The sequence below is a fragment of the Paenibacillus sp. MT124 genome, from assembly GCF_058792755.1.
Genome location: NZ_CM179500.1, coordinates 881,613 through 904,781 on the forward strand (window position 1 = coordinate 881,613; position 23,169 = coordinate 904,781).

21 protein-coding genes and 1 riboswitch are annotated in these 23,169 nt (G+C 49.0%); of the genes, 10 read left to right on the plus strand and 11 right to left on the minus strand.

The window, feature by feature from the left end; translation table 11 throughout:
- Position 1: 1 nt before the first annotated feature.
- Both AC3RCI_RS04140 and licT read right to left on the minus strand, forming a co-directional pair.
- Positions 2-1,909, minus strand: a complete 1,908-nt coding sequence (locus AC3RCI_RS04140) for a beta-glucoside-specific PTS transporter subunit IIABC (protein WP_492527599.1) — start codon at positions 1,907-1,909, stop codon at positions 2-4.
- A gap of 185 nt (positions 1,910-2,094) precedes the next feature.
- Positions 2,095-2,955 carry a BglG family transcription antiterminator LicT gene (gene licT / locus AC3RCI_RS04145; RefSeq protein ID WP_095288603.1) on the minus strand — a complete coding sequence of 287 codons (861 nt, stop codon included), beginning with the start codon at positions 2,953-2,955 and terminating at the stop codon, positions 2,095-2,097.
- Positions 2,956-3,263: 308 nt separating this feature from the next.
- Here licT and AC3RCI_RS04150 point away from each other — a divergent pair, with 308 nt between their 5' ends.
- Positions 3,264-3,431, plus strand: a complete 168-nt coding sequence (locus tag AC3RCI_RS04150) for a DUF3934 family protein (protein ID WP_127538405.1) — start codon at positions 3,264-3,266, stop codon at positions 3,429-3,431.
- Between the two features lie 83 nt (positions 3,432-3,514).
- Here AC3RCI_RS04150 and AC3RCI_RS04155 read toward each other — a convergent pair whose 3' ends face one another.
- A complete protein-coding gene (locus AC3RCI_RS04155; RefSeq protein WP_492529790.1) occupies positions 3,515-5,254 on the minus strand; it encodes a methyl-accepting chemotaxis protein in 1,740 nt (579 codons plus the stop codon).
- Between the two features lie 430 nt (positions 5,255-5,684).
- Between AC3RCI_RS04155 and AC3RCI_RS04160 the strand changes: the two genes are divergently transcribed.
- The 3 genes from AC3RCI_RS04160 to AC3RCI_RS04170 all read left to right on the plus strand — a co-directional run bounded on the left by AC3RCI_RS04160 (position 5,685) and on the right by AC3RCI_RS04170 (position 7,680).
- On the plus strand, positions 5,685-6,308 hold the full coding sequence (locus AC3RCI_RS04160; protein ID WP_127538406.1) for a deoxynucleoside kinase: 624 nt from the start codon (positions 5,685-5,687) through the stop codon (positions 6,306-6,308).
- A complete protein-coding gene (locus AC3RCI_RS04165; RefSeq protein ID WP_110755678.1) occupies positions 6,305-6,961 on the plus strand; it encodes a deoxynucleoside kinase in 657 nt (218 codons plus the stop codon). The genes AC3RCI_RS04160 and AC3RCI_RS04165 overlap by 4 nt, the downstream gene beginning before the upstream one ends.
- A 236-nt stretch (positions 6,962-7,197) precedes the next feature.
- Positions 7,198-7,680, plus strand: a complete 483-nt coding sequence (locus AC3RCI_RS04170; RefSeq protein WP_251641164.1) for a hypothetical protein — start codon at positions 7,198-7,200, stop codon at positions 7,678-7,680.
- Between the two features lie 199 nt (positions 7,681-7,879).
- On the opposite strand, the gene AC3RCI_RS04175 is transcribed toward AC3RCI_RS04170, so the two are convergent.
- The 7 genes from AC3RCI_RS04175 to AC3RCI_RS04205 form a co-directional block, all read right to left on the minus strand.
- Complete coding sequence (locus tag AC3RCI_RS04175) at positions 7,880-8,623, minus strand: MerR family transcriptional regulator (RefSeq protein WP_492527600.1); 744 nt, start codon at positions 8,621-8,623, stop codon at positions 7,880-7,882.
- A 182-nt stretch (positions 8,624-8,805) separates the two neighbouring features.
- Positions 8,806-9,471, minus strand: coding sequence for a thiamine phosphate synthase (thiE, locus tag AC3RCI_RS04180; RefSeq protein WP_492527601.1), 666 nt, complete (start codon positions 9,469-9,471; stop codon positions 8,806-8,808).
- Positions 9,471-10,283, minus strand: a complete 813-nt coding sequence (thiD, locus tag AC3RCI_RS04185; protein ID WP_492527602.1) for a bifunctional hydroxymethylpyrimidine kinase/phosphomethylpyrimidine kinase — start codon at positions 10,281-10,283, stop codon at positions 9,471-9,473. Before thiD ends, thiE begins: the two co-directional genes overlap by 1 nt.
- A complete protein-coding gene (gene thiM / locus AC3RCI_RS04190) occupies positions 10,280-11,092 on the minus strand; it encodes a hydroxyethylthiazole kinase (protein ID WP_492527603.1) in 813 nt (270 codons plus the stop codon). The genes thiD and thiM overlap by 4 nt, the downstream gene beginning before the upstream one ends.
- 50 nt (positions 11,093-11,142) lie before the next feature.
- Entirely contained in the window at positions 11,143-12,204 is a 1,062-nt protein-coding gene (locus AC3RCI_RS04195) for an ABC transporter substrate-binding protein (protein WP_492527604.1), read from the minus strand.
- A gap of 93 nt (positions 12,205-12,297) precedes the next feature.
- Positions 12,298-13,110: an ABC transporter permease gene (locus AC3RCI_RS04200; protein WP_492527605.1), complete on the minus strand. Its 813-nt coding sequence runs from the start codon at positions 13,108-13,110 to the stop codon at positions 12,298-12,300.
- Positions 13,097-13,858: an ABC transporter ATP-binding protein gene (locus AC3RCI_RS04205; protein ID WP_492527606.1), complete on the minus strand. Its 762-nt coding sequence runs from the start codon at positions 13,856-13,858 to the stop codon at positions 13,097-13,099. The genes AC3RCI_RS04200 and AC3RCI_RS04205 overlap by 14 nt, the downstream gene beginning before the upstream one ends.
- 166 nt (positions 13,859-14,024) lie before the next feature.
- A riboswitch (TPP riboswitch) is annotated at positions 14,025-14,127 on the minus strand.
- Positions 14,128-14,329: 202 nt separating this feature from the next.
- Between AC3RCI_RS04205 and AC3RCI_RS04210 the strand changes: the two genes are divergently transcribed.
- Both AC3RCI_RS04210 and AC3RCI_RS04215 read left to right on the plus strand, forming a co-directional pair.
- Positions 14,330-15,205: a radical SAM/SPASM domain-containing protein gene (locus tag AC3RCI_RS04210; RefSeq protein WP_336781539.1), complete on the plus strand. Its 876-nt coding sequence runs from the start codon at positions 14,330-14,332 to the stop codon at positions 15,203-15,205.
- 347 nt (positions 15,206-15,552) lie between these two features.
- Entirely contained in the window at positions 15,553-16,221 is a 669-nt protein-coding gene (locus AC3RCI_RS04215; protein WP_336781400.1) for a pectate lyase, read from the plus strand.
- Positions 16,222-16,387: 166 nt separating this feature from the next.
- Here AC3RCI_RS04215 and AC3RCI_RS04220 read toward each other — a convergent pair whose 3' ends face one another.
- On the minus strand, positions 16,388-17,341 hold the full coding sequence (locus tag AC3RCI_RS04220) for a copper amine oxidase N-terminal domain-containing protein (RefSeq protein ID WP_492527607.1): 954 nt from the start codon (positions 17,339-17,341) through the stop codon (positions 16,388-16,390).
- A 483-nt stretch (positions 17,342-17,824) separates the two neighbouring features.
- On the opposite strand from AC3RCI_RS04220, the gene AC3RCI_RS04225 reads away from it, so the two are divergent.
- The 4 genes from AC3RCI_RS04225 to AC3RCI_RS04240 all read left to right on the plus strand — a co-directional run bounded on the left by AC3RCI_RS04225 (position 17,825) and on the right by AC3RCI_RS04240 (position 23,095).
- Entirely contained in the window at positions 17,825-18,418 is a 594-nt protein-coding gene (locus AC3RCI_RS04225; RefSeq protein ID WP_095288623.1) for an ECF transporter S component, read from the plus strand.
- On the plus strand, positions 18,419-19,942 hold the full coding sequence (locus AC3RCI_RS04230; RefSeq protein WP_492472981.1) for an ABC transporter ATP-binding protein: 1,524 nt from the start codon (positions 18,419-18,421) through the stop codon (positions 19,940-19,942).
- Positions 19,917-20,711 (plus strand): energy-coupling factor transporter transmembrane component T family protein, encoded by a 795-nt coding sequence (locus tag AC3RCI_RS04235; RefSeq protein WP_492527608.1) that lies wholly within the window; start codon positions 19,917-19,919, stop codon positions 20,709-20,711. Before AC3RCI_RS04230 ends, AC3RCI_RS04235 begins: the two co-directional genes overlap by 26 nt.
- A gap of 98 nt (positions 20,712-20,809) precedes the next feature.
- A complete protein-coding gene (locus AC3RCI_RS04240; RefSeq protein WP_492527609.1) occupies positions 20,810-23,095 on the plus strand; it encodes an outer membrane protein assembly factor BamB family protein in 2,286 nt (761 codons plus the stop codon).
- Positions 23,096-23,169 lie beyond the last annotated feature (74 nt).

A 23,169-nucleotide genomic window follows, 5' to 3' on the forward strand; every position in this document is an offset into this window, starting at 1 on the left:
ATCAGACAACAAGAGTGAGCAGGACATCATTTTTCTGTACATGTTCCTGGGATGTTTCGAATACATCCACCTCGTGCTGTGTGAGGGTAACAATGACGGGAGTGACAGTTTCGTACCCGGCCTGCTTAATTTGTTCGATGTCAAATTGAATGAGCAGCTCGCCCTGTCTGACGATGTCACCTTCCTGCACGACAGGAGTGAAATGTTTGCCTTTTAGCGCAACGGTATTAATCCCGATGTGTATCAGAATCTCGGTGCCGGTGCCAGTCGTTAACCCGATGGCATGCCCCGTTGGGAAGAGTGAAGTGACTACGCCATCCACGGGAGAAACAACTTCGCCAATCTCGGGAACGATCGCTAGTCCCTTGCCCATAGCACCAGTGGAAAAGGCAGGATCGTTGATCGTACTCAAAGCAACAGCTTTGCCCGTAAGTGGGCTATGAATTTGTTCTTTTTTGACCTCGGCAGTTTTTACCTCTGGAGCAGCAGGAACTTCTATCGTTTTACTTTCGGACATTGCACCTGTGTTCGTATCATTCGCATCCTTGACTTCTGAAACGGCGGCCTTGGCTTTGGTCTCGTATCCGAACATGACGGTTAATACCGCTGCAATGGCGAAGGAACACACAATTGCAATAACATAAACTACGGTTGGTGTGTATACCGGTATAGCGAAAATATTATGGAACACATATGCCGTCATTTTAACGCCAAAATGACCATTAATAGCACCACCGATTGCACCTGCGATGACAACGATTGGGATGACGCGTTTATAACGCAGGACCAACCCGTATACGATAGGTTCCGTCACACCTGCGAGCAATCCCGTAAGGCTCGTTGAGCCTGCAAGCGTGCGGAGTGTTTTATCTTTTTTGGCTTTCAGGAAAATACCGAATGCAACACCGATTTGGGCAAATACGGCTGCAGCAGCCATCGCTTCGATTGGATCTCCGCCAACCCCGATATTCTGGATCGTGATCGGAGTGAATCCCCAGTGGAGACCGAAGATGACCATGAAGGTCATGAATCCGCCCAGGACAATACCTGACAATATCCCGCTGACGTCAATGAGCCACGTTACACCAGAGGAAATCCAGTCTCCTACGTTGGTGCCAAATGGACCGAAGGCCATCGCAGACAGAGGAACCATAATCATGAGGGCAATCATTGGAACCAGGAACAATTGCAGATCCTTCAGAATAATTTTCTTCAGCAGCCTATCGAGAAGGGCATAGATGCTGATGGAGATGAATATCGGAAATACACTGGCTGAGTAGTTCATCATGACGACAGGTATGCCCAGGAACGATACATCGGAACCCTTGTCCATCAATCCGGTGAAGTTCGGTTCCAGCAGGGCGGCACCGATGACCCCGGCAACATAAGGATTGGCTTTCAGCTTCATGCCCAGCGTAATGCCGAGGAAGATAGGCAGGAAGTAAAATACGGCATTGCCGGCTGCGGATAAAATAAGATAGGTATCACTCGTGTCTGACATCCAGCCAAGCATGGTTAGAACGGTCAGCAGAGCTTTCAACATGCCTGATCCCGCCATGGCCGGAATTAACGGAGAGAAGCTTCCCGAGATAATTTCAAAAATTTTGGATAAGACCGAGGTTTTTTCACCTGTTGTCTCTGCGGTGGAGGAGGATTCTCCTCCAAAATCCCGATTCTTCATAATCTCTGCATACACATGAGCAACATGACTCCCGACCACAACTTGAAATTGTCCACCGCTTTCCACAACGGTAATTACGCCATCGTGTTTTTCAAGCGTTTCGCGCTCGGCTTTTTTGGAATCCTTGAGGTTAAACCTCAGCCGGGTCGCACAGTGGACAAGTCCGTTGATATTGGCTTCACCGCCGACGAGGCGTACGATGTCATCTCCCATTTTTTTATGATCCATGTTCATTCTCCTTTGTGGTCGAACTGCCCCAGAAAACAAAAAAATACCTAAACGGAGGGCAGTGGCCATCCAAAAATGGATGGGGTGCCAATCGTTTAGGTATCGCCTGCTTGACCAGTAACAATCCTTGTCGTTAAGTTGTGAGACCTACTATAAATGACAGCGAAATCGTTTGCAAGCTTTTTTTATTTCGTGTCCTGCATTTCATTTCGGGAAGTAACGCGGTGAATATGGATCGTCAAATACACCTTTTCATCAATGGACATTGCACTTTCGAATTTGTCCTCAAGGTAATGGTTAATCAATTGGGTACACTGAAAAGCCTTGCCGTATTTGTCTTTGACCTGATCATATAGAAAGTTATCACCAGACGCCGTCTGTTCCTGTTCATTGCTCACCATGCGCTGGACGAAATATTGCAAATGGGTAATAAACCTGGAGTAATTAAACGAATTTTCATCCAGGGTTATGCCATATTGATTGGTCACGATGTTGAATATGTCATCGATCACTTCGGTAATTTCAACCGTTTGCTGCATGCCCTGACCATCCTGTCTGGCGTTGACAAAATGCATGGCGATAAAACTGGCTTCATGTTCGTCCATCTGTATGCCGAATTGTGAATCGATCAACTCCAGCGCATTCATGCCGATCATGAATTCCTTTTTATAAAACTTTTTGATCTGCCATAACAGCGAGTTCTTCAGTCCGACGGACTTCCTGTACCGTGAGATGGCAAATTGGATATGGTCAATGAGAGAAATATAGATATTGTCACTGAAAATATCGCCCATTTCCCGCTTGGCATAGCCTACAATCTTGTCAGCCAATGTTAGATACTCCACGGAGGTTTCGCCCATCAGGTCGATCAGTTTCTGGGGGATCTTATCCGATTTGAGAACAAAGGTTTTCTCGATTTTATCCTCATCAACAGGCTGCCCATTTTTCTTCTTGAAGCCCAGACCATTTCCAATGACAACAAATTCATGACCCACCTGGTTCTCTGCCCGGATGACGTTATTGTTGAAAATCTGTCGAATGATCATCGTTGTTCACCTCTATTGCCGTTATAATAACAAAAAACCCAAACAAAGGCTTATCACACAGCCTTTATTTGGGTATCGCCTGCTTACCAGTAACAATCCCGAAGAAGACACGGCTTCTTCTTTCAATTATGTACACTATACCGCTTTCATAACAGAATAACAATACAATCATTTTTGGAAATGAACGTAAAGATGTTTATTTTTGTTATAATAAGAAATGCTGGAAGTGAATACGATGGGCTGGGTTACGATAAAAGGTACCGAGGACGGTCATTTTTAAGCATATACAGGATTATTGGAGTGATAACATGAGCAAAGCAAAGGGTAAAGGCGGCACGGGCCGCGGTACCGGCAAAAAAGGCTGGAATCGCTGGCAAGCCAGTGCCAATCGGGCGAAAAGTGCCCCAAAGCCTTATAAAAGCAAAGGCACGAAGAAGAAAGACGATGCCGAAACTTCAAGTGACAAGTCCCTGTAAATGGGCACAAGATAAGATAGAAAAAGAGATCTCCCATGAAAAAGGGAAGATCTCTTTTTTTGTGAATGGCATCGTATATTCGATTAATTTGCTTGCTTAACTTTGAAGAATGAAATCAGCTCCTGCAGCTGTTTGGACACGGCAGAGAGTTCATCCGAAGCGCTAACAATGGACGCCATGGAAGCTTCCTGTTCAGCGATCGACTGTTCAATCTGCTTGCTGCTGTTAGCTGCCTTGCTAACACTTGCGGACAGCTCATCTGCTGTTGCAGACATCTCTTGTGTACTGGCGGAGATTTCCTCCGTAGAACTGGAGATATCCTGGATCTGATTCGCGACTTTGTTCGTGGCTGTCAGGATATCGCCGAAGAATTCACCTGTCTCCCGGGTAACCTGGGAACCTTTCTCTACTTCACGCGAACCAAGCTGCATAGCTTCGGCAGACTGCGAGATGTCCCGCTGAATCTCGTCGATTAACGAGCGGATCTGATCAGCCGATTGCTGCGATTGTTCTGCCAATTTGCGTACTTCTCCTGCCACGACGGCAAATCCTTTTCCTTCCTCACCCACGCGTGCAGCTTCGATGGAAGCATTCAGGGCGAGCAAATTGGTTTGTCCTGCAATGTCCGTAATGAGATTGACAATACCGCTAATCTCATTGGAACGGTTTTCCAAAGACCGGATGGACTCGGATGTGTGTTGTACGGCTCCCGAGATCAGATCCATTTGCTCAATGACTTGCTGCATAATCTCATGGCCCGTATGGGACCGCTGCTCCATGCTCTGCGCTTCATCGGCAACCTCTGAAGAACTGCTCGCGATGGTTTGGATAACGGTGGACATTTCCGTCATGGCACGCGCGTTTTCAACGGACGCTTGGTCCTGCGAGCGAAGGCCGAGGGAAATATCCCGAATATTTGTACTGATCATTTGTATATTGCCATTGTTATTTTCGGAGATCTCCAATAATTTCTTGGAAGAGTTGGACAGGTGATGTGAAGTCAATTGGACTTTGGACATCGTATCGTTGAAGCATTCAATCATCGTATTGAATTTCTGATTAATAATCCCCAGATCATCTCGTCCTGTCTGGATGGATACATCCAGATTCCCCGAGCTGGCCACATCGATGCCCTTCATCAGGTTACGGATCGGAGTTAACGTTTTCTTCAACAGGACATATTGCAGAATCATGAACAAAAGCAGGAAACCTATAAGGAACATGCTGCTGTATGTAATCAGCTTATGGAGACCACTCGGGATGGCGTTGGCATCGACATCAAAGTAAATGGCGGCGTAAATTTCACCCGCAGCATTCTTGATTGGATACATAATGGTTGTCCAGGTTCCATATTCATCTGTATAAAAGCTGCTTAGTGCAGGTTGCCCATCCTTCTTCATGCCTTCCAGTGCTTTCACGTTTTCTTGTGGGAGTGGGTACATGGAGCCTACAGCCAGATTCAATTCTTCAAAAGGCTGTACCAGGTTGGTCGGAACGGCGATGATGGACGTTTGGTTGCCTTCCGCCAGTTCGGTTCCAAAAATATAGGTCTGGGCAATGTTGGGGTAAAGTTCATGGATGGAATCCAGATAGTCCCGCAGTTCTTTTTGCACCGGACCGTCATAGCTTTTTTCATTAATGGCTTCAAGCACTTTGGCTGTGTCCAGATCGTCCGACCACTTCTGGGTGGTCACTTTGGCCTGATCATAGAGCTGCTGGCTGAGTACGTTTTTCTGCAGCTGATATCCAGCTGTAATCAGGATAATTCCAATCAACATAATACTTCCGAAAGATATAACGAGGTTTTTGGCAAAGAAAGGCATGGTACTCCATCGAATCTTAGCTAACAACTTGTTTCTCTCCTTTTTTCTGGTTAATTTGATCTATTCGTACGTATATGTGAATCATTCCAGACTCTTCTAGGACCTCCAGACATATTGTATTCATGGAATATATCGTAATAAAGTCATATGAATGTTAGTAATGAAAATAAAATGATGCTTTAGCACTAAAATTTTCAGATTTTTTTCGCTTTTTTCATCAAAGTTGGAGAAGGATGGAGCAAAAAAATGGTTTATTATGCAAGCAGTCCTCTTCATCGTATGATGTAATCAGGCCATTTGCGGGAGGGGTATTTAACAGAGGCTGACTTTACATAAAATACTGGCCTTCGATTCTATGGGCTGTGATACAATAGGTGAGGTCTGTACAGAAACGGAAACACGCATGAGGTCGAGGAGGAGCAGAAACACGATGAATTCAGCCCCGTTTATTGCGGTGGAGGGTGCGATTGGAGCAGGGAAAACCACCCTGGCAACGATGCTTTCCAAGGAATTAAACCTTCCGCTGGTGAAGGAAATAGTAGAAGAGAATCCCTTTCTGGCTTCCTTCTATCAAAATATTGATGAGTGGAGCTTCCAGCTTGAAATGTTTTTTCTATGCAACCGGTTCAAGCAATTGGAAGACACAGGTCTGCACTATATTGAACAAAATACGCCCGTCATATCGGATTATCATATCTACAAAAATATGATCTTTGCCGAACGTACCCTGAAAGGGACCAAACGGGACAAGTACCGTCAAATCTATCACTTGTTAACCGACGATCTGCCTAAACCCAATCTGGTGTTATATATCGAAGCCGAGCTGGACACATTGATGTATCGCATTAACAAACGTGGACGTTCCTTTGAACAGGACATGGACCCGGCATATATGGAACAATTGATCGCGGATTACAAAACAGGCATGGCCTACCTGGCGGAAAGTACCAACCCGCCAACCATTATTAAAGTAAATGCGGAGCAGCTGGATTTTGTGGAGCATCCTGAACATTTCAGGCAGATTGTTAACCAGGTAAAGGAGTATATCAGATGAATAACTATGGCATTCCGGCGAATGCATTAATTACGGTAGCAGGTACGGTTGGCGTGGGCAAGTCCACGTTAACGGCAGCACTTGCACAGCGTTTGAATTTTAAAACATCTCTGGAGCAGGTCGATCATAATCCGTATCTGGAGAAGTTCTATCATGATTTCGAACGTTGGAGCTTCCACTTGCAAATCTACTTCCTGGCGGAGCGTTTCAAGGAACAGAAGAAGATCTTCGAGCTTGGCGGGGGATTTGTGCAGGATCGCTCCATCTATGAAGATACGGGAATCTTTGCGCAAATGCATGCGGATCAGGGCACGATGTCAGCCACGGATTTTGAAACGTACAGCAGTTTGTTTGAAGCGATGGTCATGACACCGTATTTCCCTCATCCCGATGTGTTGATCTATCTGGAAGGCAGTCTGCCGTCCATTCTGAACCGAATTACGGAACGCGGACGTGAAATGGAAATTCAGACCGATCGCTCGTATTGGGAACATATGCATGAACGTTATTCGGTATGGATTGATCAGTTCACCGCTTGTCCGGTACTGCGTCTGAACATTGATCAGTATGATGTACATGATCCGGCTTCGGTAGATGCCATTCTGGCACAGATTGCTGCAGTCATTCAACCTTCCAAAGAAGCGCAAGCATAAGATGTCAGCAGAGTTTGGATTATAAATGATTCCGAATTAAAGATCCCTTCTTCAGCTTAAGGCTGGCAGAAGGGATCTTTGCGTTGCTGTACTATATAATGCTAATCGCCGTGCTTTCTTTCTTTTAATTTTCAGAAAAGAATAGAAATTTGTTGAAAGAAGGCACATTTTGTGGTTTCATAAGAAAGGTGAATTCTGGAAAATAAGCATAAGCATGACTCAGGAGGGAAAAGTACGTGGAAGAGAAACAAGGAATTCGAATTGGCTTGCCGATCATCGGCGGGTTGATTGCCGCGATTGTAGGGGGAGCCGTGTGGGCAGCAATTGCAGCATCGACCGAATATGAGGTAGGGCTTATCGCCATCTTGATTGGAGCACTTACGGGGTATGCGGTTGTGTTGTTCTCCAACAAACGTATTGCAACGGTACATAAAATCATTGCGGTTATTTTCGCACTTCTCGGTATTTTGCTGGGTAAGTATCTTACCGTGGTTTATTTTACATCCCAGTTGTTCGGAGATATCGGAATGATGGAACTGGCGTTTGATGTTGAGATCATCCGCGAGTTCTTCGCAACCATTACCGATTACTTCAGTGAGCCGATCGATCTGTTGTTCATCGTGCTCGCTATTGTATCCGCATGGCAGATTCCGGGACGCATGGCGAAGACAAGCCTAGCATCCACAGCTTCGTCATCCGATCAAGCGCCAAGAGCTTAATAGGAGAACACTGCCTCGGTAATCAGAACGGTGCTATGTAGTCACTGGTTATACCATTTAAAAAGTACTCAGAGTGAAGGGCCGGAAGGGGTCCATCACATTGCGGCTGAGATACAGGGAAAGGGACGTAACGCCTATGGCGTACGTCCCTTTTTTATACTTGGTGTGGAATTGAATTTTATAAGAAAAGCATATAGCATTAGCTCTTACGGTCAGCAAAGACTGCCATCGCATCCTTCATAAACATGGCCAATCCTTCGCCAAATTGATCGATATTACGAGTGAAGCGTTCATCATCCACATACATTTGTCCCAATCCTCTGAAAGCCTCCGGGGAATAGTTCCCCAGGTTGTTCAGATAGGCATACCATTCGGCGATTCCTGCTTGAGCCTCGTTCGAGGCAGGGTCCGTGTGGCGAAGTGCTGCCAGCCGTGTATAAATTTCATTCATTTCATCGGACAGGGCTTTCTGTTCTTGGGCAGATTTGCCCTGAAGTTTCTGGTTTGTTTTTTCTACAGCTTCGTCTCCCCAACGTTCTCTGGCTTCCTGTTCATACGGATTTTTGCTGAAGTCGAATCCTTCGAACTGTTCTTTCGTTGTCATGTGTATCTCTCCTCTCATATGCAAAACGCTTCGATCAATGGTAGCGATCATTTGATCAAGTCGCTGACGCTTTTCCAGCAAAATACGGCGGTGCATCTGAAGTGCTTCCTCCCGGTTAAAGGAAGGGTTGGTGATAATGCTTTTGATCTCTTTCAGGGAGAAATCAAGCTCTCTGAAAAATAAAATCTGCTGCAGCGTTTCCAGATTGGCATCCGAGTACAGCCGATATCCGGCTGAAGTGACTTCGTCAGGGGTTAATAATCCGATCTCATCATAATGATGCAGTGTGCGCACACTGATCGAGGCAAGCTCGGCAACTTCTTTGACTTTCATGGCCATGATCAAACCTCCTTACACCACCGATTGTATAGCGTCACGTAACGTGAGAGTCAACAGATAAAAAAAGATGCGAGCCAGGAGGCCGCATCCAAAAAGTATGAACAATGATGAATGTTGGGAAGCGGTGAGGCAGCCAGTCTGAAGGAGCAGCCTGCCCCAGCGTGTGGGGAGGGGAGGCACGGCTATGCCTGCATCCCACGCACCGCGGCAGCGAACTGCGCAGCCGCTGCGCGCACATCGGCCGCGCCCGCGATGGCGGAGATGACGGCTACGCCGTCGGCTCCTGCCGCCATCACGGCGGCCGTGGTATCGGGCGTAATGCCACCGATACCCACCACCGGAACTGCGATGCCTGCGGCGCGCAGTTCCGCCACCCCGGCGGGGCCCAGCACAGCGTGGGCATCCGCCTTGGAGCGCGTCGGGTACATGGGCCCGACGCCAAGATAGTCGGCGCCCGCCTGCACGGCACGGCGCGCCTCAGCCACGGAGTGGGCGGATACGCCAAGCATCCGCCCCGCTCCGATGCGGGCGCGTACCAGCGCCGCGTCCGCATCGTCCTGGCCGACATGCATGCCGTCGGCCTCCACGGCCACAGCCAGCTCCACATCATCGTTCACGATGAACGGAATCCCGTGCTGGCTGCACACCTCGCGAAGCTGCATCGCAAGCGTGATGCGAGCTTCGCCAGCAAGTGCGCCAGTTCCCTTCTCGCGGAACTGGAACAGCGTGATGCCGCCGGCGATGGCTTGGCGCAGCACATCCACAGGGTTCAGCGCTGTATTCACGCTGCCCATCACCAGGTACACCTGCATGGCCTGGCGTACCGCCTCTGCATCCCATCTGCGCATCACTGCTCACCCCGCTGTCTGCGCTGATACGCAAAATGATTCGTTGGCCCGTGTCCGCTCCCAATCCCCAGTTCATCCTCAATGGCTGCCTGAATGAACGCTCGCGCGGTTGTTACGGCAGCCAGGACAGACGAGCCCTTGGCCAGTTCGGCCGTAATGGCGGCAGAGTACGTACATCCGGTCCCATGGGTGTGGCGTGTCACAATGCGTACGTTCTCAAGATAATGAAAGGACGTGCCGTCATAGAGCACATCAACAATCATCCCGTTACCTTCAGCATGTCCGCCTTTGACCAGAGCATACGCGGAGCCCATGTGCACGATTCTTCTAGCGGCTTCTTCACGATCCGCCAGATTGCGGATGGTCATTCCGGTGATCAGTTCGGCTTCCGGAATATTCGGTGTTGTGATTAATGCATGTGGAAGCAGATCCGTGATCAGGGCGTGTACCGCCTCCTGCTGAAGCAAAGGGGCACCACCTTTCGCTACCATGACCGGATCAATGACCAGATTGGTCCAGCCGAATTGCCGCCATTTCTCGGAAACCAAGCGAATGGTTTCTGCGCTGAAGAGCATGCCTGTTTTTACCGCTCCGGGCTGGAAGTCTTCACCTGTGGAGTCGAGCTGCTGGGCAATGCCTTCCAAAGGAACCGGATAGACTCCCTGAACGCCTAGTGTATTCTGTGCGGTAACCGCAGTAATAACAGACAAGCCGTAAGCGCCCAGTTCCTGAAAGGTTTTCAAATCCGCTTGAATACCGGCCCCGCCGCCATTATCCGACCCGGCAATCGTGAGTGCCTGCGCCATACTCATTGGGTATCACCGCCAAGCTGTCGCACCTGAGCCCGCTGTGCAAGCACGTCCGGAGTTACCAGTGCAAGCTGGTTTAACAGCTCGATCTGGAAACTGCCTGGCCCGAGGTTGGCTGTGCGCTCGGCTGCGATCTCGGCTGCAACGCCATAGAAGGCAAGTGCTTCAACAACACTGCTTAGCAATTCTTCTCCAGACGGTGCAACCGCAGCAAAGGCACCGATGATGGAGCTAAGCAAACATCCTGCGCCAGTGACCTGGGTGAGCAGGGCATGGCCATTTTGCGTTAGGAACGTGGTCCGCCCATCCGTAATGACATCCTCGCGTCCAGTGATAACGACAACACAGCCAAGCTTCTGTGCTGCCCGCTCGGCGATCCCGGTACGGTCACCTTCGCCGTGGCCTGCATCGACACCCTTGATGCTCCAGTTCTCGCCTATGACATTGGCGACTTCCGCCACATTACCCCGCAGTACGGTAAGCCGAAGCTCACGTACGAGCATCTGAACCGTATCTGTGCGATAGGCCGTAGCACCAGCTCCCACCGGGTCAAGTACAACTGGCACATGATGGGCATTGGCCGATTGTCCGGCGAGGCGTATGGCTTGAACGACCTGGTCATCGAGTGTGCCAATGTTGAGCACGACCGCTCCGGCCATTTTAGCGACATCGGCTACCTCTTCATGTGCGTAGGCCATGAAGGGAGAGGCGCCCAGTGCGAGCAGACCGTTGGCCGTAAAGGGAGCAACCACGAGGTTGGTGATATTGTGAACCAGTGGATTTTGAGTACGAACACGTGCCAGATATGACATTTGAAATTCCCTCCTGATAAGCGATTATTTTTTAGCAGCAACTGTACTTTTTACTTCTCCTGCAAGTTGATAAACGCATCCTCGGCCTGTACCGAATCCGGAATCAATTCACGTTGTACCAGCCACTTCCGCACGTTATCCCAGGAGGAAGGTTCCTGCCAGCCGAACGGAATACCTTCTTCAGTCATGAGCGGAAGCAGAATGTCCAGGCTCTTTGTTTCAATTTCCCGATCCAGCGGGGACGTCTCATTTTCGTGTGTGAGCAGGATGTTCAAAGCTTCATCGGGATGCTCGGTCACATAGTTCTGACCTTCCTGGATCGCTTTGACGAAGCGGGTGAGCTGATCCTTCTTCGCCTCAATTCCCTCGTCACTTGCTGTAAGAACAAGTTCGTAATAATCCGGCACGCCGAAATCAACGGGATTAATCGACTTGACGGGATGACCTTCTTTCTCGAGAATCAACTGTTCATGATTGATAAAACCACCCATGATCGCATCGGCCTGACCGGAGGCCAGCGAAGGGATCAGATCAAATCCGACATCCACCAAATTCATGCGGTCTGGATCGCCGCCATCCTGACTCATCATCGTACGCACCATGGCTTCATATAGGGGAACGGAGGAATACCCTACCGTCAGTCCTTCAAGATCTTTGGGTGAGTTCACCTTCCCCTCCGTTTCCGTCAGCAGATGAACGAGTGGATGCCGAACGACAGCGGCAATGGATCGTACGGGAATGCCTTCTCCACGGGCTAGCAAAATTTGCGGCTGGTAGCTCAGCGCCAGGTCCACTTTGCCAGCAGCAACAAGTTTGAGCGCATCATTCGTATCGGCAGGCATCTGAATATCCACATCGAGACCTTGGTCTGCGAAATATCCATTCTCCTGCGCTGCGTAGATAAAGGAATGGACAGCGTTTGGATACCAGTCGAGCATGATGGACAATGAATCATGGTCACCAGACGACGATTCGGTTGATGTTGAATCTTTGCCCTGTACCTGGGAATCGGACGATGATGGGTTCGCACCCGTATTGCCACAACCGCTGCCGATCAGTAATAAACAGATGAGGGCAGGAAGCAGAGTGTGAATGAGTTTCTTTTTTCTCATGGATAAATGGGCCTCGTTTCGTTCATTTTTGTTTGGTTCCAATCGCTGATATGTTCCAAAGAGATCGACAGGAAGGAGCAGCACTTTGTTATCTCATTGCGATTGCTTTTTTATCGACTTTCCTCTTCGTGCATGGTCTGCATTCCGCTTCAATCCGAGGACTCGCTCCAGCCAGGCAATAAGCACGAACAGACCGATGCCCAGCAGGGATAACAGCAGAATGGAGGCAAACATGGCATCGGTATTCATGCTGCTGGACATTCTGCGGCTGAAATAACCAAGTCCTTTGCTGCCTCCGAGCCATTCGCCAATGGTTGCCCCGACCACGCAGTACACCACCGACATCTTCAATCCTGAAAAGAAAGAGGGCAGCGCAAGAGGTACCTGAAGCTTGCGGAACAGATCCCACTTGCTTGCTCCCATGGTCATCAGCAGTTCGCGCTGTTCCGGGTCGCCTTGACGGAGACCATCATAGGTGCTGACCACAATCGGGAAGAACGCGATCAGAAACACCACAGCGACTTTGCTCCAGAGCGTGTAGCCAAACCACAGAATGAACACAGGAGACAGGGCAATCAGTGGAATCGTCTGGCTGATTACGATGAAGGGATACAGCGCCTTTTCAATCGAACGGCTGAGGTGCATGCCTGCTGCCAAAGCGCTTCCGGCCACGATGGACAAGCCGAAGCCAACTGCTACCTCCATCAATGTGGCAGGCAGATGGGTTCCCAGGAGCAGATGCCGATGCTCAACTAGAGAACTCGCTATGGATGTAGGTGCAGGGATGATGAAAGAAGGGACCCAGCCCAATCGCACGATGCATTCCCAGCTGACCAGCATCAGGAGGAGAAGCGCAGCGAACAGGCCATAGCGGGCAAACCATCTGCTGACGTTAAAGCTTCGCATGTAGTTGTTCCTCCAACCGTTGTCGCATCTTTATAAGGTCCGGATCGTAGACCATGCCCGAATGTCTCGGACGGGGCAGAGGCACCGTCATGTCCAGCAGCTGCCGACCGCCAGGAGTCAGAAGGACAATCCGGTCACTTAATAACAGGGCTTCTTCGATATCATGCGTAATGAACAGCACCGTTTTGCCGAGGCTTTCCCACAACTCAAGCAGCCAGCGATGCATCTCTCGCTTGGTCATAGCATCGAGTGCGCCGAAGGGCTCGTCCAGCAGCATCAGCTGTCCTCCCGTCAACAACGTGCGAAGCAGGGCAACCCGCTGCTTCATGCCGCCGGACAGTTCGTCCGGGTAGGCATGCTCATAGCCAAATAAGCCGAATCTGTCGAGTCCGGCCATAATGTCAGCGCGCAGCTTCACCTTGTCCTGCTTCCACGGGGCAAGCTCCGATGGAAGCAGGCAGTTCTCCATGACCGTCCGCCAGGATAACAGCAAATCCTTCTGCGGCATGTAGGCGACTCGACCAAGTCGCTGTCCTGGCGGCACCCCAGCAATTTCGATCGTGCCGTCCGTCGGTTCAAGCAAGCCTGCCAGCAGCTTGAAGAGCGTACTCTTGCCCGACCCGCTGGAGCCGATCAGCGAGACGAATTCTCCCTTTTTTACACACATCGACACATTGGAGAGGACGGGGGAATGTCTCTGATCCGGAAAAGTGAAGGTCATGTTGTCAATCTGTACATCGTTGCTCATTTGGTTCCTTGACCCCCTTGGAATAAAAACTGCCTGAACGGAAATGCACGTTGTATGCGATCTGTATGTAAACGCGAAAAAGCCCGCCCATTTCCGGAGAAATGAGTGGGCCTATTAAGTTCAACCGACATTCATGTTCATATGAATATGAAAAAAATCCGTTAACTGAAAGTCCGCTCCACTTCCCTCCGCTGGTATGATCCAGATCAGGTTCAAAGGGTCCGAATACGTTCATTCGTCTCAGCCGCAAGGCTCCCCTAGTGCAATCGTTCAAGATATGCAGTTGTGTACACAGCATATATCACGTGCCCGCGAGATGTAAAGAGGGCTTAGTGACAAAAGTTAAACGTTAAACCCATTCGCGGATTTACCTTGGCTTCCTAACCCGATATAATGGTGATGGCACCTATGGGCCGGATTACAAATGAGGGTGGGACTGTTCTCCCTCCTAAGCAGAATGGGGACCCCGAGTTGAAAACGTTCAAGAAAGTATATATTGAAATTACAAGCATATGTAACCTGGCATGCAGCTTCTGTCCGCAGACCAAGCGTGCCAAAGGATTCATTGACCCTGAAGTCTTCAACAATATATTGGATCAGATTAAGCCACATACCAAACACATTTATTTGCATGTCAAAGGGGAGCCGTTACTTCACCCCAAAATTGATTTGTTACTGGATTCCGCACACGAGAAGGGATTCAAGGTAAACATAACAACGAACGGAACATTGCTGCCCAAGACCCAACATAAGCTGCTTGGCAAACCGGCGTTGCGACAAATGAACTTCTCGCTGCACAGCTTCGACGGGCACGAGGGATCGACGGACCGTGAGGGATACCTCAATAATATTTTGTCCTTTGCGAGAGAAGCGGTGAAGCACAATGTGATCATCTCGTTCCGGCTCTGGAATCTGACGCAGGATAACTTCACGAATGCCCAGATGAATCGGAACCGGGAAACACTGGAGGTACTGGAGCGCGAGTTCAACCTGGATTTCCGCATTGAGGAAAAGGTGGTTCCAGGCAGCGGCGTCAAAATTGCGCCGAATGTCTATCTCAACCAGGACCATGAGTTCCAGTGGCCAAGTCTGGATGCACCAGAGGATGATGGCAAAGGCTTCTGTCATGCGCTGCGCAGTCAGGCGGCGGTCCTTGTGGATGGCACGGTTGTTCCGTGCTGCCTCGATGGCGAAGGTGTCATTAATCTCGGTAACGTCCATGAGAAGTCTTTCTCGGAGATTGTCGAAGGTGAGCGGGCGAACAATCTGGTTTATGGTTTTTCCAAGCGGGAAGCTGTGGAGGAACTATGCCGGAAGTGCGGATATCGTCAGCGGTTCGGAGCCTAGTCAAATAAGCTGGAAAATGAATTGTTCTTGCCTAAGATCATGTTGTCTGGAAACAGATAACGTGGTCTTTTTTAATTTTCGGCTAAAATCCTGCAGTCTTTACAAGCTGTAAATGAAGCATACCGAAAGTTAAGATCAGCACATTCCACGCGGAACGGATCGACAAATAATGCGAAGAATGCAGGTATCATGCCGACAATTGGATATCTAATCTAATGATTATTATCATTACACTCCTGTTTTGGTAGGATCAGGGTAGGGTCCAGGAAAGAGGTGCACCTCTTAAGGGATCCGGGAAGACAAGCTGGCTTGAACACCAATATATCCGTATAAGGGAGGATTTACGCATGAGAAAAATGTTATCGCTGCTGCTCTCCGCAGGTCTGGTCGCTTCTGTATTTGGTGCATTACCCGTGTCTGCTGCTCCCGAAATTGTGAAGACAACGATCATTGTCAAAGCAGGTGAGACTTATGATGGCAAAGGAAAAAGCGTAGCCGCTGATCCAAACACATTGGGAGATGGCAGTCAGGCCGAGAACCAGAAACCCATCTTTCGTCTTGAGGCAGGAGCTACACTGAAAAATGTAGTGATCGAGGCACCGGCAGCCGATGGCGTCCATTGTTATGGCAGCTGCAATATTCAGAATGTGACCTGGAATGATGTCGGTGAAGATGCACTCACGCTTAAATCCGCCGGTACCGTTAATATTACGGGTGGAGCAGCATACAAGGCATATGATAAGGTGTTCCAGATGAACGCTTCGGGGACAATTAACATTAAAAACTTCAGAGCAGATGATATCGGCAAGCTGGTACGACAAAATGGGGGAACCTCTTACGCGGTTACCATGAACGTGGACAGCTCCAACATTTCCAATGTGAAGGATTCCATTCTGCGAACAGACAGCAGCTCTACGGTCGGCAAAATAACGAATACCCGCTATTCCAAAGTGCCTACCCTGTTCAAGGGATTCGCATCGGGTAAAACAAGTCAATCGGGGAATACGCAATATTAAGGATAGCATGTCAACGAAAAGATAGACCGGGGACAATTGCATTGTTTAGACCCTTTTCTATATCATTACGCAAAAAGGCACCCTCAAGGATGCCTTTTTGTGTTTGCCATAAAACTAGATGAAAAGAGTTTAGAAAATATTATATGTCTCTGAGATTTCTCAGTAGTCATTCGTTTTCTTCTGGAACGGCAACGATGATTTTGTCTTTTTGCGTGGCAATGGAACCCGAATCAATGGAGCCAGACTTGTTCATGACCTCATAGGAAGTCTCTTCCAGCATCTGAGAGTATTTAAAAGATACAAGAGTTTGGCCTGCTACCGATGGTCGTTTCCCTGCTTCTGCTACAGCTTTGGTTTTGATGAAGAACAGATCTCCGATAGTTCCGGCTGCACTGCTCACGTTGGCCTGCCATTTCAGCAGGGCAGCTCCATTTTTGATTTCGTAGTAACTGACGAGATCATTATCTTCGTTGACGAAAAAGCGGTCCTTCTGCTCTTTTTCAAAAATGTAAGTCACCGATGAGTCGACAGGACCCAGTGGATTACGGATGTCCAGGCGTGCCTGTTTTAAATCGGAAAAACGTGGAAGACGGAGTGCTGCCTCACGTGCGATAGTCAGATCAGAACTGTTGTACTCCTTAATAATCGATACATCTGGCGTATAAATATAAGCTTCCTTGGTAGCCTGATTCCATCGAACTTCTGCACCGAAGGTTTCACCGATTGCACGAAGTGGCAGCATGGCTTTGCCATTTACCAGAATAGGAGCGGAGGACAGTGCTGCAGCATGGCCGTTTTTCTTGATGGTTTTGCTGTTAGGGGTGAGTACATACTTGTCGCTTCCTGTACTAATGCTAATTTGTTTTGTTTTGTTGTTGTACCCGAAAGTATAGTCACCCAGAAATTTCAGTTCAGTGAGCGCCACATACGTAACTCCCTGGCGAATAACCACATCATATTCAGCAGGAACATTGTTAATATAGGCTGCAGGCTGGTGTATCGCTGCCGCTTCCACTACATGGGAAGACATCAGTGCAGGTGCCGTTCCTGCGGTAACGATCGAAGCGGCAAGGATCCATTTCCATTTTTTTTGCTGCCAGGTTGTGTTGGTTGTATTCATATGATCAATCCCCTTTCCCGTATATAGACGGCTAATATCTCCTAAATGTTTCATATTAATGGAATTGGCATCCTTTCTATACACGGAATTCTCCAGTGTGAAACCTTGTCCGACTTATATGTTATTGCCACAAATACCCATGTGGTGTACATTAGTAGCAATGAAATAAAGTGAACCGGGAGCTCAATGAAGTTGGGCTGAGATTGGGGCCTTATGCCGCTGACCGTATATCTGATCTGGGTAATGCCAGCGTAGAGAACATGAATTCATGATAAGTAACTAGGTGGACGAAAATGGGGACGGTTGATCTCGAAATGCGAGCGGAAGCAGGCTTGCCTCTTGATTTGAACCGGATTTCATTTTATTCTGAGTTACTTCAATCATGATATTTCACACTGTGCGTAAGGCTTTCCCGGAACCGGGGAGGCTTTTTTTATTTTCATTTCATAACCTCATGGGGAGCAGAGAAAGGAAGTAGAGAACATGTCAACAACAGTGCGCAGCAACAAATTGAAGTTAACCGATATTTTGGTGACGATCGTGATCGCAGTCGTATTCGGGGTCATCTACAAGATATGGGGACCGACGTATGATCTGATGAAGCCTTTCGGCGTGCATGCGGAACAGATGATCTATGGCATGTGGTTTATGGCGGGCACGTTCGCCTATGTCATCATTCGCAAGCCGGGGGTGGCCATTCTGGCTGAAGTAGCAGCCTCAACCGTCAGTGCTTTTCTCGGGAGTGAATGGGGGATGTCCACCTTGGTATACGGTCTGTTACAGGGGCTGGGCGCAGAGATCTTCTTCGCAGCATTCCTGTACCGCAAAACGAATCTGTTCGTCACCTGTCTTGCAGCCATTGGGGCAGCAGCAGCTTCGCTTTTGCTCGATTATCAATATGGTTACATTGACTCGTTATCGGCGTGGAATTACACATTATTTATCGGCTTCCGCTTCATTGGAAGCATTCTGATTGCAGGTGTATTTGCGTATTATCTTGCGAAAGCACTTGAACTCACAGGCGTGACCCGGTCATTGAGACCAGTCTCCAAGCAGGATTATGAGGCACTGGACTAGATGAACGGAGAAGGGAATCCGCAGGCGGTAGGCGTTACCAATCTAAGATGCAAGTTCCCGGGAGAGCAGGACCTGGTATTCCAGGGCTTGTCTCTCTCCGTGCGTAAAGGGGAAAAAGTGCTGCTGCTCGGTCCAAGTGGTTCAGGCAAGTCCACGCTGCTGCAAATATTGAGCGGTCTTATTCCGCGGTCCGTGGAGATTCCGATGAAATGCGATGAGATTCAGGTGCCGATTCAGCCAGGCATTGTATTCCAGGACCCGGATACCCAATTTTGCATGTCCTATACGGATGAAGAGATTGCGTTTGTGCTTGAAAATCGGAATATCCCAAGGGACCGGATGCCTGCGCTGATTCAACATTATATGGAGCTTGTCGGGCTTTCTTTTGAACATAATCGTGCATTCATTCAAACGATGTCCCAGGGAATGAAGCAGCGCCTTGCGATTGCCTCTATTCTTGCCATGGAGCCGGATGTCTTGTTTCTGGATGAACCAACCGCACTGCTGGATGATGAGGGAACTACGCAGGTGTGGGATACGGTGAAGCAGGTCGCACAAGATAAGACGCTCATTATCGTGGAACACAAAATTAATGAGGTGGTGGACGTGGTTGACCGAATCATCGTGCTATCACCCGAAGGGAAGATTGTGGCCGACGGACAGGCGGAACAGGTTTTTGCGAACGAGAGGGATATGCTCAAGGAGTATGGCATCTGGTATCCGGGAGTATGGGAGGAACGTGGAGCCCGGAAGCTGGAAGCGAAGCCGCAGGATTCTCAAGATGCCTTTAAGCATGTGACGTCCGGATCCAGCAATCGAGCAGAAGTCGAAGAAGATGATTCCAGGGCATCAGACTTATACCATCCAGCACTCGAATTGAGGCAATTCGCAGGGCTGCGAGGGAAGAATCCGGTTGTACAGATCGATCACGCTGAGGTATTTCACGGGGATTGGGTAGGAGTCGTTGGAGCTAATGGTGCTGGAAAAAGTTCATTATTGCTTTCCCTGATGAATATCCTGAAAACAACGGGGCATTATCGTGTTGAAGGACAACGGCCCGGCAGGACCAGAGAGCTGGCTGACCGCATTGCATTCGTATTTCAGAATCCGGAATTTCAATTCGTTACGAATTCGGTTCTGGATGAGGTGGAATTTTCCTTACTTGGCGGAGAACTTACTGCGGAAGAACGGCGGGCCAGAAGCATCGATATGCTGGAGCAATTTGGACTCAGCGAGCTGTCTGGGAGGCACCCGTATCAATTGTCGATGGGACAGAAACGCCGTCTGAGTGTAGCTTCTGCTATGGTTCGCAGACAGCGGATATTGCTGCTGGATGAGCCCACATTCGGACAGGATGCACGTAATACGTTTGCCATGCTGGGACAACTGGAGCGCCTGCGCCGCGCTGGGACGGCCGTTGTCATGGTGACACATGATCAGGAGATTGTGAACCGATATTGTACTAAAGTGTGGACTGTAGAAGAGGGGAGGGTTACGCATGCAGCTGTCGTTTCCTCATCGTGAAACCTGGCTGCACGCCGTGAATCCGGGCCTTAAAGTTATTTTCCTGACCCTGATGTTTATCTTAGTTATTCTTATTCACAATCTGAACGTCATGATCAATGTAGCGGTTGTGATGCTCCTGTTACTATGCTGGACGGGTCATCCTTGGGATCGGCTGCTGCTCTATGCGTCGCCTTTTATATTGATCTTTATCTCTACCTCCACAGGCATGATGATGTTTGGTAAAGGCGAGACGACGTGGTACAAATATGGATTGATACATATCACGGAAGAGAGCTTCTATCGTGGGCTGCACCTGGGGTTTCGTTCCCTGAGCATGGCGGCTGCGGGATTGTTGTTTGGCCTGACCACCCGTCCAGTTCGTCTATTCTACTCGCTGATGCAGCAATGGCGTCTGCCACCCAAGTATGCCTATAGCTTTTTGGCCGCCATGCGCATGATTCCCATTCTGCTGGACGAATTCCAGACGCTGCGTTATGCCATCCGCATTCGCGGTACGCAGCAGCGTGTCTCGCACTGGAACGTATATGGCACCTTGAAGCGGTATGCGATTCCGCTACTCGCGCAGAGCATCCGGCGGGCAGAGCGCATGGCCATCGCCATGGAGGCCAAAGGATTCGCGGACGGCGCCAGCCGGACGTATTACATCCAGACCGGGTATTCCCGTGCAGATCTGTATTTTGTGTTTTATTTTTTCGCATCCCTTACGATGGCTTATACCCTAGGCTGGGAATTCCCTTATTATCCGGCGATGCTGGATGTCAGATGAAGAGAAGGCACAGACATTTTATTTTGATAGTACAGTAACTTTTTCTTGTTCAAAACGTCTTTAATGGAAATAACTTCAAATGGATGGAGTGAACAGGCGTGAAGACAGGCGGGAACTGGCGCAAAAGAGGCTACAGGTGGATCACTATTACCGGAGTAGCTGCTGTGATCGTTACAGGATACATGCTGTTGGATCTGAATGTGGCTGCCCGTGAAGGCCAAGCCCCAATATCAGTTACACAAGCCTTATCAGCATCCATAACCTATAAAGCTGGAGAAACTGTCACATTGGGAAAAGGCCTGCCTATGTATGACCAAACGGTTGATCACAAGGTTCCCATTGATCTGATGAGAATATCTACATATACCTCCGGCGGAGAAAAGATGAAAGTACAGATTGTTCGCGGAGAATGGATCCGATTGAATCATAGCGAGTTCGGGAGTTTCTGGGTACCGGGATGGTACGCATCAAAGGAAAGCCAAACGCTGAAAAGGTCCGTTCCGCAGAACTTTACACTCCGGACGGGAAGTAAACTGTATCTGTACCCTGGTAGCCAGACAAGCTGGCCTTCTGCCGATTCTCTAACGGATCATGCGCTAATCGTTGCAGCGACGAAGGATTGGTATGGTGTTTCCGTTGCCCCGCGAACCTGGAACAAAGAGTCGAACGTATACCGTCCAGCCATAATCTGGGTGAGGGCGAATGACGTACAGCAGCGGGTGAACGTAACGGACGACTGGTTCGGGAAGCAGGCTTCCATGTCTACAACGGATGTGCGTCATCTGACGGATATTTTATTAGATAAAAGCACGACCTCAAAACAAGCTGCACAGTGGCTCGGCGAGCCGGATTGGAAAGAGCATTCCCAGAATCTGAATGAAACCAATCTTTCCATGAGTATTGGACAGACCTGGCGATATGAGCGGGAAGATGCACAGTTTCTGGTCACGTTCAACAAGACGGGAAAGCTGGTGCAGACACGCTGGAACATCCCGGTGGATGATCGTAATAATGTGGTCCCTTCGGATTGGAGTTTCAGTCGTGCGGACGACTATCAGTTCACAACCCAAATTCTTGGCCAAGCACTCCCTGCAACGTTACCGTGGAAATCCACATGGACCAATCAGGGCAAGCTGAATTATCCCTTTCTGCAAGCAGCAACAGAGGATGTACTTCTGATGAAAGGAGACGACGGTGGATTTAGCGGTATGCATTATGACAAATCCGTGTATGCTCTTAATCGACATAACGGGGAAAATGTGTGGGAGATCCATGCAGGCTTCGGTGCACTCCAAGCGCAATTGGATGCGAAACGCGAGGGCGTAACGATCTTTACATCCTATGCTCCGGGAGATAAGGAGTACAAGGATCGCATACGTCACATCAAACTATCGGATGGGAAAGTGCAGTGGGAGTACAAAACCGGCTCCAAACTTTCACTTCGTGGGATTACAGCTGCGGAGAATGTTGTGGTGGTAGATAGCCCGGTTGCGGAAGGCTCCAGTCAGGGACGGATCACCGTGCTGAACAGTTCTAATGGCAAAACCCTCTGGACTAAGAAGCTAAGTGCCGGATATCAATTGTTTAACCAGACAGCAGCTGACCCGTATGTGATCTATTGGGAGAAAAATCAACTGGTCGCAGCTGACCCGCTATCAGGTCGTACGGTATGGAGTATCAAAACCGTTAATCCTACTGTGGATCATATCGAGAATGATCCGTACTTCGACGGAATAACCCGTCTTGATCCATTCGCGGAGGCAAAGCCTGAACGTTGGATGCTGCTCGGGGATCAGTGGGTGTTGGTCGATCTGAATTCAGGCAAGAAACTTGCTCACTTTCAGGCCCGGAACGGACTGCGTTTCGAAGTGCTGAATGATGGCATGCTGTTGATCCGCGAAAATAAGCAAGGTGAGCATTACGGGGATTATTCGGATTTTACAACGACGCTGTATGATGCCAAGAACGATAAAAAACGATGGACGTTAAACGACAAGGTTGAGCGAGGGCTTGTGGCAGACGATCGGATATATGTAATCAAGAACGGCTATCCGGCTGCACTGGATTATCATACGGGAAAAACACGCTGGGACGCACAATATACCATCTCTTCCTTGAGATACCCTACCAACCAGGGAAGTTACCTGGTTATCGATGATCAACTCCTGTTACCCATGGGTGAGGATCTTCTGATCATGAACAAAGAGGATGGTACACTGGTCGGCCGTGTGCATGACGTGGTCATGGGATCGCCGGAACACCGGGATCGGGATGCCAAAAATGGCACAATAAATCGGGTAGGAGATGAAATCTACATTGGTTCTTCGAACGGCAGATTCAGCTTGTATCATGTAAACGATTTAAAAACAGATATCTCTCGTTAAGGCTTGTCTCACACAGAATGTTGCTTTATTATAAATGAACAGGATTGCTCGCGCTCCGGTTATCGGCTGTGCGG